This window comes from Streptantibioticus ferralitis, assembly GCF_029223525.1.
GTDB lineage: Bacteria > Actinomycetota > Actinomycetes > Streptomycetales > Streptomycetaceae > Streptantibioticus_A > Streptantibioticus_A ferralitis.
This window is the reverse complement of sequence record NZ_JARHTQ010000018.1, coordinates 112,020-124,804: the sequence shown is the minus strand read 5'-3', so window position 1 is coordinate 124,804 and position 12,785 is coordinate 112,020. Positions and strand designations below refer to the sequence as shown.

The 12,785-nt window shown below is 70.0% G+C and carries 4 protein-coding genes and 3 pseudogenes; 1 reads left to right on the top strand and 6 read right to left on the bottom strand.

Features of this window, described 5'->3' with window-relative positions; genetic code table 11:
• Positions 1-22: 22 nt before the first annotated feature.
• Together P2L57_RS24960 and P2L57_RS24955 are read right to left on the bottom strand one after the other, a co-directional pair.
• Positions 23-504: pseudogene (locus P2L57_RS24960) on the bottom strand (hypothetical protein).
• Between the two features lie 117 nt (positions 505-621).
• On the bottom strand, positions 622-1,653 hold the full coding sequence (locus P2L57_RS24955) for a hypothetical protein (RefSeq protein WP_275818265.1): 1,032 nt from the start codon (positions 1,651-1,653) through the stop codon (positions 622-624).
• Between the two features lie 742 nt (positions 1,654-2,395).
• On the opposite strand from P2L57_RS24955, the gene P2L57_RS40865 reads away from it, so the two are divergent.
• A complete protein-coding gene (locus tag P2L57_RS40865; protein WP_372515904.1) occupies positions 2,396-2,746 on the top strand; it encodes a hypothetical protein in 351 nt (116 codons plus the stop codon).
• A 15-nt stretch (positions 2,747-2,761) separates the two neighbouring features.
• Here P2L57_RS40865 and P2L57_RS24945 read toward each other — a convergent pair whose 3' ends face one another.
• The 4 genes and pseudogenes from P2L57_RS24945 to P2L57_RS24930 all read right to left on the bottom strand — a co-directional run bounded on the left by P2L57_RS24945 (position 2,762) and on the right by P2L57_RS24930 (position 12,682).
• Positions 2,762-3,940 (bottom strand): cytochrome P450, encoded by a 1,179-nt coding sequence (locus tag P2L57_RS24945; RefSeq protein ID WP_275818263.1) that lies wholly within the window; start codon positions 3,938-3,940, stop codon positions 2,762-2,764.
• 91 nt (positions 3,941-4,031) lie between these two features.
• Positions 4,032-4,450 (bottom strand): annotated as a pseudogene (locus P2L57_RS24940) (integrase core domain-containing protein); the annotation flags it as partial.
• Between the two features lie 333 nt (positions 4,451-4,783).
• Positions 4,784-11,791 (bottom strand): type I polyketide synthase, encoded by a 7,008-nt coding sequence (locus P2L57_RS24935; protein ID WP_275818261.1) that lies wholly within the window; start codon positions 11,789-11,791, stop codon positions 4,784-4,786.
• A 148-nt stretch (positions 11,792-11,939) separates the two neighbouring features.
• Positions 11,940-12,682 (bottom strand): annotated as a pseudogene (locus P2L57_RS24930) (MmyB family transcriptional regulator).
• Positions 12,683-12,785: the final 103 nt, after the last annotated feature.

The window sequence follows — 12,785 nt, the reverse complement described above, 5'->3', positions numbered from 1 at the left end:
ACGACCCTCAGTCGGGAGAGGGTCACTTGCCGTTCAGAGGGCCCTTGAAGGACCTGCGGACCACCGACCCGGCGAACGGGAGCACCGAGGCCAGGACCTTGCCGTTGAAAGTGCTGGGGTGCCTGTCCGGTTGGATGTCGATGCGGGAGCCGTCGCCGTGGGGGTCATCTTGAACACCCATCCGCCGCCGGGTCCGAAGGCTTTCGAGTCGAGCGTGGTGATGGTGACCTCGTCCCCGGTCGGATCCCATTCGTAGCGTGCGCGCTCCCATGCGCTGGCCGTTCCCTCGGTCACCTCGGCCCAGGTGTCCCCGAGTGCGTGGATCTCGAAGTGTTCCGCGTCGATCGTGGGCCAAGCCTGGGCCCGTGCGGAACTGAAGTCGGTCAGTGCCGCGGCGATCGTGTCGATGAGCTCCTGGACGAACGCCAGTCCGCCGGGGGCCGGGTCCACGCCGTAGCGGTCGAGGGCTGACCAGATCACGCTGATACCTCGCAGCTGTGACATATGTAACGCTGCTTCGTATATTATTTCCGTCGCTGCAATCGCGACACCATCGAGGCGCCGTCATCGGTGCCTCGATGATCCTTGCCGCGAAGGAGGTGCGCCCTGGCTGCCGCCTGGCTACCCTCGTCGGCTTCTGGACGTGGCCAAGGCGGAGCGCGCCCACACCAACAGCGCCGGGCCGACGGCCCAAGCGGCGAGCGTGAGCAGCGGGACGACGGAGTGGGCGCCGTTGAAGTAGCTCAGATCGGTGATCGCGCGAACCGCGGCCCCCGGCGGCAGGATGCCCGAGACGGACCGGGCGACGCTGGGAAGCAGGTCGGCTCCGACGGAGGCGCCGCTCGTCGAGTTTCCGACGGTGAGCAGCAGCAGGGTGGCCATGGGAATCCCCACCGAGCTGAAGAGGGTGCCGAGGAGCTTGGTGGTGAAGGCGGCAGCAGCGGTGAGCAGGGCCAGGGCCACCGTCAAGGGGATGAAGGGAGCCGGCACCGCTCCCAGTACCGGCCCGGCGAGGGCCGCGGCGATGCTGCCGGCCACGACCGCGAAACCGGCCATGACCGTGAAGCGGTGGCGCAGGTGCAGGAGCCTGGACAGCCCCAGGATGTTCTGTGCCAGGACGAAGCCGGAGAGCGTGACCCCGAAGGCGACGTAGAAACCCGCCAGGCCCCGGCTGTCGTAGCGGGCGAGCGGCACGCCGTCGTGCACGGTCACGGTCTCGCCGGCGCCGTGGGCGTAGGCGGAGACGAGATTCTCCACAGCGGTGGTCGTCGACAGCCCGTTGGCGCCGGCGACCTCGAGCGACACCCTGCCGGTCCCCTGTGGCGTCAGGACCGCGACGACGTCCCGGTGCCTGAGCGCCTGGTCGGCTGCGGTCCCGCCGGGCTCGGAGCGGACGTCGATGCTGTCGCCGAGGGCCTGCTGGATCTGGGTAGACAGCTCGCTGCCGACGACGCCGACCGGAATCTGGTGAGGCTTCGCCGCGCGCGCCAAACCCACGTAGCAGCTGATGAACGCGGCGACCACGACCAGTGCGATCACAACCGGCTGCAGCCAGGACCGGACCGGCGGTCTCGCCGGGGGAGCCACCTGGGGCCTGCGTATGGCTGTGCTGCCCTGCGGCTCGGCCGTGGGAGTGGACGCTGGGGTGTGCATGGGGACCTCGCGGGTCTGGAGAGAAGCGGAACGGGGGCGATCCGCGTTGGCGGAGGATGCGTGAAAGCTGGCATCAGGCGACATGGGCATAAATCAATAGCATCTTTCGATGCGCTGTCCATTCCACCCCGGCCAAGCCGGCTGGGCTCCTGGCAACCGGCCTCGCGTGATCCCGCGCCCGGAGGGTCCGGGGGCCACGGAAGGCTCCGGGGGCACGGGGGGCTCTGGGGGCCGGCGGCCACGGAAGGCTCCAGGCGGTTTCGGGTCACTTCGGGGGGCCGGGTCCGAGGCGGCGAGCGGGCCGCGCAGGACCGAGTCCGTGGTTCGTGCCAATGCTTGATCTTGACGTTTCGTCAGCAGCGTTGGTCGGGTTTGGCGAAGGCCGAGGCCGCCCCGGGGAGCCCAATGAGAGCACACCGGGGCGGCCTCGGAGGTCTTTCGGCCGGCTACTGCCCCGGGTGGGTCAGGTCGGCAGGGGGCATGCCGGGCGGGCCGAGGACGACGTCGCCCAGTTCCTCGGTCACGGCCGTGAAAAGCTCCGCGTCCAGCTCCGTCTCGGGCGTGGCCAGGTGCAGGGGGGTGCCCGCACGGGCAATGAGTGAGCCAACACTCCTCGGCTCCTACAGCACGATGGTGGTCGTGGCGAAGGTCTGCGTGGCGTGGCGGCTGCCGAAGCGTCAAAGCCGAACGGTGCCCTTGCCGAGAACCTCATCCACCGGGGTCAGGCCGCATGTTGGTACTCGTGGAGGAGTCTGCCCGGACGCTCAAGCCTTCGTATGTCTTCACCGACAGCCCCTTCGAGATGCTCCAGGCCGAGCGGGCCCACCGCCACCACGCGATCATCGAACAGGTCATCGCCGACGGTGAGGGCAGGCCGCCGGCCCACCTGCCCTCCGGCCACTTCAACGCCAATGCGGCCTGGCTGACCTGCTGGGCGATCAGCTACAACCTGCTACGCGCCGCGGGCGCGTTGGCCTCCGCGTTCCAGGCCAAGGCCACCACCGCAACCATTCGCCGACACACCGTCCATCGGTTCGTCGTCGCAGATCTCCTTGAGCCGGCTCGTGGGCGCCTGCGACCGTCTTCAACCTGATCACCGAGTCGTAGGTCAGGCGAGTTCGACCTGTTCGACCGGAAGGCTCGCCAACCCCCGCAGCACGTTGTTGACGTGTCGGACCGGAGCGCCGACATGCCACCGTCGCACCCGTCGCGCGAGGGCCGAGAGGACCGCGGACGCCTCCATTCGAGCCAGCCCCTGTCCGGCGCACGAGTGAACTCCTCGGCCGAAGGACAGATGGTCGCTGGGCTTGCGGGTCACGTCGAAGCGGTCCGGATCGGTGTAGTGGCGCTCGTCGCGGTTGCCGGACCCGAACAACAGCACCACACGTTCGCCGGCCGGGACCGTAACGTCCTCAAAGTCGACGCTCGTCGTGGTCACGCGGGTAAAGGCCTGCACCGGCGAATCGTGTCGCAGGACCTCGTCGAAGGCATCGAGGACATCGACATCGCCGTCGCGGACGAGGTCCCACTGATCAGGGTTCTCGGCGAACATGAGGACGGCATGGGAGAGCGCATGAACGGTGGTGTCGATACCTGCGGTGGTGTAGGCCGAGAGCAGGGGAGCGCACGATGCGTGGTCAATGATTCCCGCGTCAGCGGCCTCGAAGATCGCGCGTCCCATGCTGCCGGGAGCGAGTTCGCTCGCGCGCACGGAACGGCACCAGCGGAACATCTCCTTGCGCGCCTCCCAGCTCTTCCGAGTCCGATCGTTCAGCGGGCCGAAGGCGGTGAAGCTCGCGTCGGCCCAGGAGAGCAAACGGTTCCGCACCGAGTCCGGAATCCCGACGAGGTCGGCGACGACAGCGAGCGGGAACACCTGGGCCAGATCGGTGACGGCGTCGAACGAGTCTCTCTCGACCAAGGCATCGACGAGTTGGGTGGCCGAGCGTTCCAGATCGCCCCGCAGCCGCTGCAGCCCACGGGGTGCGAGCTGCTCGGAGAGCACGGAGCGGAGGGCGCGGTGCTCAGGTGGGTCGGAGGCCAGCACCGTGCCCTGCTGGGCCGAGTTCATCGCGTCATTGAGAGCGACCCCTCGCGCGGAGGAGAAGACCCGCCAGTTCGACAGCGCCTCGCGGACACCGTCATAGCGGGGTATCGCCCACGCGCCGTGTCGCTCAAGGAAGATCGCGCTCGCTTGGGCCCTCAGATCCGCATAGACAGGATAGGGATCGGCGAGGACATCGTCGCTGAACAGGTCGAGATCGGTACGGGGAAGTGTGGGGGCCATCGACTTTCTTAGTCCCTTCCTGATCGAACATCGGCAACATCGTCAACTTACCCGCGCCACACGTGTGCCGTTCGGAAAATTGTTGCTGCTGGTCGCTGATCACGCCGCCGAGCACCCGGGTGCGCAGGAGTCGGTGGGCGGCCGGGGCGGTCATGGGCGCTGGGTGCTCTCGGGCGAGGGGAGGGAGTTGTCCCCGAGCTTGGTGCGGGCGATGGCGGTTGTAGTGCCGGGCGTAGGCATCGAGGATCTGCCGGCGTGGGTCTCGTTCCATGTCAACAGGTGGTCGAGGACCTTGCGCCGCAGGGTTCCGATGACCCGTTCGCAGTGGGCGTTCGCCCGCGGAGCACGGGGAGGCGCCTCGACGACCTCCACGTCCTCAGCCTCGAAGACCGCATCGAAGGACTCGCTGTAACTCGCGTCCCGGTCGCGGAGCAGGAAGCGTAGGGAGTCGGCCCGTACCCCCAACTCGACGGCGAGGTTTCTCGCCTGCTGTACTGCCCAGGACCCGGTTGCAGCACCAGCAGTTCGGCGGCTCTTGCCGCGTCCGGCACCCACACCGGTCTTCTGAGGCGAACTTGACCCGGTCCGCACCGAGTTGCCGCTCAAGGACCGTGATCCGGTGGTGCAGGGCGAGGATCTCCGCGTCCTTGTCGCGGTCGCTCATCGGTAGCGGCCGCAGCGCGGCGACGCGTTGCTGACGGTCAGACAGGCGAGACGAAGCAACACGAGTGCTCATCCTGCCGCAGCACCGAACAAGCCCCTGAGCTGTATGGATGACGTTCTCGGCAGGCGCAGTACCGGCACCCGCACTCCTCGCGACGGGACGGAGGCCTTCGGCGTTCGTCAGTCCTCGGCGAGGAAGTCGGCGATCCGGGGCCAGAGCGCGTCCCACTCCTTGCCATCGTGCCTGCTGTCGTGCGCGAGGCCGGGCACGGTGACCAGCCTCGCGGACCGGCCCAGTCGCTCCGCCTCGACGGCCAGATCGCGGGCGTGCTCAACCGGGATGAGCCGGTCAGCCTCACCATGCACGATGAGCATGGGGGAGGTGACATCGCCGAGCGAGGCCAGCGGCCGGCGTTCCGGAGCTGCGAAGTAGGACGCCAGTTGATCCGGTCCGAGGCTGAGACGGGAGGGTACGAGCGAGCCCGGCTGTGCCCGCTCGGCCGCCACGAGCAGCGCCGAATCGTAAAGGCCCATGAGCAGAACCGCCCGGTGCCAGCGGTCCGGTGCGCGCCCGAGCGCGGCGAGAGCGGTGTATCCGCCGCGACTGGTGCCCAGCAGACTCACGCGGGCGACGTCGATCTCGGGGAGTCCTGCGAGGTAGTCGGCGGCGGCGAGAACGTCGTCGATGTCGCGGCCGCCCATCTCCGCCCGGGCGTCGAAGTCGGGGCCGTGCCCTGGGGCGCCGCGGTGGTCGACGGTGAAGACCGCGAAGCCCGCGGCCCGCAGCGGCGGGTGTTCGCTGACCTGTACGGGGTCGCCGTCCGCGTTCAAGGCCCCGCCCGGACCCGCGGTGCACACTACGACGGCCGGATGCGGCCCGGGCCCCGGCGGCAGGCTGAGATGGCCGTAGACGGTCAGGCCGTCAGCCGACTCGAACTCGTGGACGGCGAGGTCCTGGAAGGTGTCGGCCGGTGCCCGGTCGAGTTCGTCCGCGAGCAGCCTGGCCAGCCCGGCCATGGTGAGATTGCGTTGCAGCTTGACCGCGGGTACCGACACGCCGAGTTGTTTGTGCAGCAGCACGCGCAGCCCGACGGCGGTCAGCGAGTCGATGTCGACCGGCTGGTCGTTGCCGAGCTGATGGTCGGTGAGGCCGGTGGTCTGTTGCAGGATGGGCGCGAGCAGGGAGGGCAGCAGCGTGGCACGTTCCTGCGGGCTGAGGCTCCCCAGGCGCGGCGCGCCTGACCCGTCGCCGCTGCCTGCCGCACCGGCCGGCACCACCGAGCGGACCCGCGGCAGCGAGGCGAGCTGCGGGTTGGCCCGGGCCCAGTGCGGCCAGTCGATGTCGGCCACCGAGGCCTCGACCGGACGGGTCCGCAGTACCGTCTCCAGCTCGGTCACGAACCGCGCGGGTGACAAGCCGACGTGCCCGTTGCGGCGAAGGAAGGAGCCGACCTCACCGTTGCCGCTGACCGCCACGCCCACGTCGTCGATCATGCCCCAGCCGATGCTGGTGGCGGGCAGGCCCCGGGCGCTCCGGTAGCGGGCGAGGGCGTTCAGGAACTCGTTCGCGGTCGCATAGGCGCCCAGTGCGACGGAGCCCAGCTGTGCCCCCACCGAGGAGAAGAGCAGGAAGAAGTCGAGGGTGTCCGGTCGGGTCTCCAGATGCAGGTTCCAGGCGCCGTCCGCCTTCGGCCGGGTGGCGGCCACCAGGCGCGCCGCGTCGGTGTCCGAGAGCACGGCGTCGTCGAAGTCGGCCGCGGCGTGGACGATGCCCCGGATCGGCGGCATCGTGGTGCGGATCCGCGCGAGCAGGGCGGCCACCTGGTTCCGGTCGGCCACGTCGGCCTTCTCGACCCGGACCTCGACGCCCTGGCCGGTCAGCTCGGCCAGCGCCCGCTCGGCCTCGGCCGTCGCGACACCGCTGCGTCCGACCAGTACGAGATGACCGGCTCCCCGCTCGGCGAGCCAGCGGGCGACCGTACGCCCCAGGCCGCCCAGGCCGCCTATGAGCACATAGGTGGCGTCGGGCCGGACCGGCGATCCGGTGAGTGAGGAGGCGGGAACGGTGACCGGTTCACCGGACAGGCGAACTACGATCTTGCCGAGGTGGTCGGGCCCGCCCATCGCCAGCATCGCCTTGTCGACCTGGTCGGCGGGCAGCTCGGTGACCGGCAGCGGGGCGATGACGCCCTTCTCGAAGAGGGCGGCCACCTCCCGCATGGACGTACGGACGTCCTCCGGCCGCAGTGCCATCATCTGGTCGTAGTCGAACGAGTGGTGCGTCATCGCCCGCTGTGCGGGACCGGTGTCGGTGCCGGGTTTGCCCAATTCGACGAAGTGGCCGAAGGTGCGGAGCACCCGGAGGTTGTGGTGGATCATCTCCCCGGGCAGCGAGTTGACGATGACGTCGACGCCTTCGCCACCGGTCCAGCGGAGCACGTCGTCGGCGAACGCCGTGGACCGGGAGTCGGCCACGTGGGCCAGGCCCTGGTCGCGCAGGAACTCCCGCCGTGTTCGACTGCCGGCGGTGGCGAACACCTCGGCGCCGAGCCGGGCGGCGATGCGGACCGCGGCCAGCCCGACGCCCCCGGCGGCCGAGTGGACCAGGACCCGGTCGCCCGCGCGTACCCTGGCCATTCGTATCAGCGAAAGGTACGCCGTGACCACCGGGAGCAGCGAGGCGGCCTGTGCCGGGGACAGCCTGGCGGGCTTGCGCACCACCCGAACCGCGTCGAGCGTCACATGCGATGCGAATAGTGCCCGGCTGTGCGCGAACACCTCGTCGCCGGGTACCAGGTCGGTCACGTCCTCGCCGACCCGGACGACGGTGCCCGAGCACTCCAGGCCGAGCGTCTCCCGCGAGTGGCTGCCCTCCATCGCCTGTGGCGCGAGCAGCCCGGTCACCTTCAGCACGTCCTTGAAGTTGACGCCGACGTAGGCGACTTCGATCTCGACCTCGGTGGGGCCGGGCTCTCGCCGGAGAGACGCGGCGAACCGGAGGTTGTCGGCGGTGGTGCGGAGCACGCCGAGGCGGACCGGCGTGATGTCGGTACGGGTGTTCACCTGGTGTAGCGGGGACAGGTCCCCGGCGGGTTCCAGCCGTCGGATGTGGCGCGTGTCGCCGCGCAGCGCCACCTCGTCGAGCCCGTCGTGGAGGAGCTCGTCCAGCAGTGCGTCCTCGGCGCCCGCGTCGATGTCGATGAGGCGGCAGCGCAGTTCCGGCCGTTCGGCGTTGACGACCCGGCCGAACCCCCACAGCGCGGCGGCGAACGGGTCGGTGGTCTGGTCCTCGGGGGAGACGCTCTGCGTACCGGCGGTGACGATGAACAGCGGCACCTCGGCGACCGGCATCGCCTGCACCAGCCGGAGCGGCTCGGCGACCGGTGCGCACACGGGCGCGTCGGCCGTCCGGTGGTCCGCGACGTAGACCACGCCGCGGCAGCCCTTGACGCGTTCCGGCCAGTCCTCCTCGGCCGGGTCGGTGCGCATGACGGTGCCGCCCGACGCGGTGAGCCGTCGTTCCAGCCCGGCTGCGGTGGCCGAGGAGCCGACGAGAATCCAGGTGCCCTCGGCGTCGCCGGTGCGGTCGAGCGGTTCCGGCCGCCAGGCGTGCTCGTAGTAGAGGCGCTGACCGGGTGCGGTGGTCACGGCGCCGTCGTCGGCCAGGCGCTGGGCGCGCAGGCCGACCACCTCCGCGACGACCTCGCCGTGGTCGGTGACGAGGGTGAGGTCGCATTCGAACCGTCCCGGGACCGTGCTGTGCCGGTCGCGGCCGTGGACCCACAGCCGCTGGCCTGGTGCGCGGTAGTACCGGAGTTCGGCGATACGGGCCGGTACGTAGGTGCCGGCCGCGGCGGGACCGCCGAGCACGAGAGCCCCGGCGAACACGGCCTGGAGACCGGCGTCCAGGAACACCGGGTGCAGGCGGTGGCCCGCCGGGTCCACGGTGTCGAGGTCGATCTCGGCGAAGACCTCTCCGGTCTGCTCCCGGAGCCACAGCCGGTCGACAGCGCGGAACGCCGGTCCGTAGTTCAGGTCGCCGGCGGCGAGGCGTGCGTACACCTCGTCGTGGTCGAGCATCGGCAACGAACAGGTGTGCTCGGCGAGGGTGTCGGTGCGCGGCGGCGGCAGCGCCGGCCCGGCGAGGTACGACCGGCGCAGCTCGGTGTGCAGCGCCCAGTCGGGGTCGTCCGCTTGGGCGCGGCTGTGCAGGCTCACCTGTCGGCGCGTCGGATCGTAACCGACGCGCAGGGTGGTCACCGAGGACGGCGAGAGCACGAGCGGCCGGTGGAAGACGATGTCCTCAAGGAAGCATGGCTCGTCGTCGGGAAACATGGCGAGCGCGGCCTCGACGTACCCGGCGCCCGGGAAGATCACATCGTCGCCGATCCGGTGGTCTTCGAGGTACGGGAACTCGGCCGTGCCCAGTTCGACGTTCTGGATCGGCGTGGCCGAGGCGACGGTCCGGCCGCCGAGGGACAGGCCGCCGAGGTTCAGGCGCGCCTGCCGGGAGGCCGGCGACTCGCTCCAGTGGCGGTCCCGCTGCCACGGGTAGAGCGGGAGGTCGATGTGGTCCGGCGGGCCGGGGTGCACCCGCTCCCAGTTCGGCGTGGCACCGGCCGTGTAGAGGGAACCGAGCGTTTCCAGCAGTTGCTGACGCTGCGGGCGGTCCCGGCGCAGTGAGGCCAGCCGTACCGCATCGGTGCCGCGGTCGGTCAGGGCCTCGTCCACCGCCGCAGCAAGCACCGGATGCGGCCCGACCTCCAGCACCGCCCCGGGCCCCTGGCCGAGTAGGCGCCGGAAGGCGTCGGCGAAACGCACCGGTTGCCGGACGTTCCCCCACCAGTACTCGCCGTCGAGCTCGGAGCCGTCGACCCGGTCGCCGGTCACCGTCGAGTACAGCGGCACCTGGGCCCGGCCCGGCCGGATGCCGGCCAGGGCCGCCGGCAGTGCTTCGCGGATCTCGTCCATCTGCGGGCTGTGGTAGGCCACTTCGACCCGCAGCGGCGTGACGGCTGCGCCCGCCGCCTTCAGCCGTTCGGCCACGGCGTCGACGGCCTCATGACCACCGGCCAGCGTGGTCGCCGTCATGCTGTTGATCGCGGCCACCGATACGCCTTCGGCCAGGTAGGGGGAGAGCTCGTCGGCGGGCAGGCCGACCGCGATCATGCTGCCGCGACCGGCGAGCGTCGATTGCAGACTCGCCCGGTGGAAGCTCACTGTCAGCGCGTCCTCCAGCGTGTACACACCGGCCGCATGTGCTGCAGCCACCTCGCCCACGCTGTGGCCCACGATCGCGGCAGGCTCGATTCCCCAGTCGCGCCACAGCGCCGTCAGCCCGGCCTGCACCACGAAATTGGCGACCTGCGCATAGAGGGTCCTGGTCAATCGGGATTCGGCCTCGTCGCGGAGCAGTTCCTCGCGGACCGAAACGCCGAACCTCTCGAGGGTCGCGTCACACGCGGCGACGACCTCGGCGAAGCGTGGCTCTTCCAGCAGCAGTTCCCGGCCCATTCCCCACCACTGCGGGCCCATTCCCGTGTAGACGAACGCGACCGCCCGCCGTTCCGTCCGCTGCGGGGCGACTCCGAGCTGCCGCAGTTTCCCGGCCGCTTCCTCGGGGTCGGCGGCGACGACGAAGGCCCGCAGGGAATGGTGGTCGCGCCGTCTTGCGGCGGCACCGGCGACGCGCCGTAACGCCGGCGCCTCCGGCTGTTCGAGCAGGGTCGCGTAGGCGTCGGCGAGCGCGCGCAGCGCCCCTTGGCTCCGCGCCGACAGCGGGAGCAACAGCGGCTCGCCGCCGTCCTTCCCACCGGTCCCGCCGGTTCCGACGGACCTGACGCCCGGTGCCTCCTCGAGAATGGCGTGTGCGTTCGTACCACCGACGCCGAACGAGTTGACCCCCGCCCGCCGCGGCCCGTCGTACTTCGGAAAGGGGACCGACTCGGTGGGCACGCGCAACGGTAGCCGGTCGAACGGGATATCGGGGTTGGGCTTTTCGAGGTGCACGTTCGGCGGGATGAGCCCGTGTTCCAGGCACAGGCTCGCCTTGATCACTCCCGCCACCCCGGCCGCCGCCTCGGTGTGGCCGAAGTTCGACTTCACCGAACCCATCCAGTGGGTGCGGTCGGAGCCGTCGAGTGCGTCACCGATCGCCGCCGCCTCGATCGGATCCCCCACGGCGGTGCCCGTGCCGTGGGCCTCGTAGTAGCCCACCGAACCCGGCTCGACACCGGTCGCCCGGAACACCCGCCGGATCAAGGCACGTTGGGCCTCGATGCTGGGCACCGGCACGCCGGGAGTACGGCCGTCATGGTTCACCGCCGTTCCGCGGACCACCGCGTGGATCCGGTCGCCGCCGCGCTGAGCCGCGGAAAGCGGCTTGAGCACGACCATTCCCGCACCTTCGCTGCGTACATATCCGTTCGCACGGTGGTCGAACGACTTACAGCGGGCGTCCGGGGACAGGAACTGTCCCTTCGCCATCGCCATCGTGGTGACCGGAAGGAACATCATGTTCACGCCGCCGGCCACCGCCAGTTCGCACTCGCCACGGTCCAGCGCGGAGCATGCCTGGTGGAGCGCGACCAGCGACGAGGAACACGCGGTGTCGAGCGTGAAGCACGGCCCCTGCCAGTCGAACGTGTACGACAGCCGCGCCGCGAGCATGGTCATGCTCACCCCGGTCGGGGTGGCCACGCTGAGCAGATGCCGGTTCTGGTCGGCCATCGCCAGACCCGCGGCGTCGAAAGTGAACCCTCCGACGAATGCGCCCACATCGGTGGCGGCGGTCGAACTCGGCGGAATTCCGGCGTCCTCGAAGGCTTCCCAGGTCACTTCCAGCAGCAGCCTCTGCTGCGGATCCAATGCGGCGGCCTCACGCGGCGGCATCCCGAAGAAACCCGCGTCGAACTCCTCCAGAGCCGAACGGAGAAACCCTCCCTGCCGGATGAACATCCGGCCCGGAGTAGCGGAATCGGCGTCGAAAAAGCCATCGGCATTCCACCGGTCAGCCGGAATGTCGGTGATAGCGTCCACTCCGGAGACGACCAGCTCCCAGAAGCTCCGGGGATCCGTGATCCCGCCGGGGAAGCGGCAGCCGATTCCGACGATCGCGATCGGCTCGGCCCAGCCGCGGTTCGTCCCTCGATCGTCGGCAGTGTCAAGAGGTTGTGTTGAGGAAGCCACCGAAACTCCTCCTAACGGCTCAGACCGCGACAGCGCGCCAGCCTACCCGCTGTGCCCACGGCGATTGGGACGGAAGTGACCAGAGTTCCCAGGCTGAAAGAAGCAGCCCAAACAGGTGACGATGAGCGACCACCAGCCGTCCGCCTGGTCATATGTGGTGGCCGCTGCCCCCAAGAAGCGCCCGCCCCGCCGGCGGCGCGCGGGCATGCCAGCCGATCCTTGACCGGGCGGGGTCGGCCATTGAGACGGTGTCCCTATCAGCAATTCGCCGGTCACGAATACGCCATGACGCCGGTTCGGCACTGCGCCGCGGCGTTGGAGTGGGCTTCTGTTGGGATCCGGGCAATCGTGGCGCGGGCATGTCCTCGATACCGAGGACCGTCAGCAGTCGTGACTTGTCGGCTGCTTCGCTGCCGGGTGCCGCTGTGAAGACGATGATGCGCGGGTCTGTGCCGTGTACCGATAACACGTCGCAGTTGAGTTCGAGTTCGCCGACTTCGGGATGGTCGACGGTCTTACGTTCGTTCCCGTGGTACGCGACGGTGGAGTTATTCCACAGGCGGGCGAATTCGGGGCTCGATGTGTGCAGTTCGCGGTCATGTCCGCCAGCTCGCGGTCGGCTGGGTAGCGCGTCGCTACGTCGCGCAGGTCGGCGACGAGGGATTTCTTGTGATCGTCTGGAAACAGGTGTCGCACCCGTCCAGGGGCGTCGTGGAAGGACCTCCACACCGGGTTCGCCGACCGGCCGCCGCGGCCGCGCATGTCGCCGTGCAGCGCGGTCCACAGATCGTTGTGCTCTAGCAGCGTCCAGGCCGCGTCGAAGACGGCGATCGGGGTGTCCGCGAGACGGTCGAGCAGGCGCTGCACGCTCGGGCCGATGTGCTGCGGCATCAGTCCGCCTCGTTCGGCGGCGTGGCCTGCCGGGCGGCATGCCAGTTCGTACTCGGTGCCGGACAGGCGCAGCGTCCGCGTGAGCGCGCGCAGGACGGCTGCA